The organism is Bacillus sp. LR--39 (assembly GCF_053613335.1).
This window is the reverse complement of sequence record NZ_JBSIOT010000873.1, coordinates 1-710: the sequence shown is the minus strand read 5'-3', so window position 1 is coordinate 710 and position 710 is coordinate 1. Positions and strand designations below refer to the sequence as shown.

Genomic DNA, 710 nt, shown 5'->3' with positions numbered 1-710 from the left:
CATCAAATGCTTCCGCCAGCTTATGCTCGTCATCAACAAGAAGCAGAAATGGAAGGTTATGCTTCTCTTTAAATTTTCCGTGTTTTTCCTGGCTGTCCGGGCTGACGCCAATAATGACGGCATCCAGTTCGGCGAAGCTTTCGTGACTGTCCCGAAAATCGCATGCTTCAGTTGTACATCCCGGTGTCATGTCCTTTGGATAAAAATAAAGCACGATGTACTTTCCTTTATAATCCGATAATTTTACTGTTTCCCCATGATCGCCTTTTAACTCAAGATCAGGCGCTTTTTGTCCGATTTCTATAGTCATTACGTTACCTCCGGAGTTTTTTTATTAAGCGTATCCAATTCTTGTCCAGATTACAACCATCTCAGCTGAATCTGAAGCCCGAAGCCATTGTTCTTGTTCGGAAGCATGCTACAATAGAAAGGACGCATGGAGATATAGGAGGTTTTTATTCTTGCATACAAAATCAATTGAACTTCACAATGAGGCATTACAGCACATTGTCGGCGGTGTAAACAGCCCGTCTAGATCATATAAAGCAGTCGGCGGCGGTTCTCCTGTTGCAATGGAGAAAGCAAGCGGCGCTTATTTTTGGGATGTGGACGGCAACAAATACATCGATTATTTAGCGGCGTACGGTCCGATTATTACAGGACATGCCCACCCGCATATTACAGAAGCGATTAAAAAAGCGGCAGAGAAC

At 43.8% G+C, this 710-nt stretch carries 2 protein-coding genes; one reads left to right on the top strand and one right to left on the bottom strand.

Going from position 1 to position 710, the window contains the following annotated elements; translation table 11 throughout:
* Window positions 1–310, bottom strand: a 310-nt coding sequence (locus ACWHAR_RS27155; RefSeq protein ID WP_452088443.1) for a peroxiredoxin, incomplete at its 3' end; no start/stop codon positions are given.
* Between the two features lie 151 nt (window positions 311–461).
* On the opposite strand from ACWHAR_RS27155, the gene ACWHAR_RS27150 reads away from it, so the two are divergent.
* Window positions 462–710 (top strand): aminotransferase class III-fold pyridoxal phosphate-dependent enzyme (locus ACWHAR_RS27150; protein WP_452088442.1); only part of this gene is annotated, 249 nt, incomplete at its 3' end.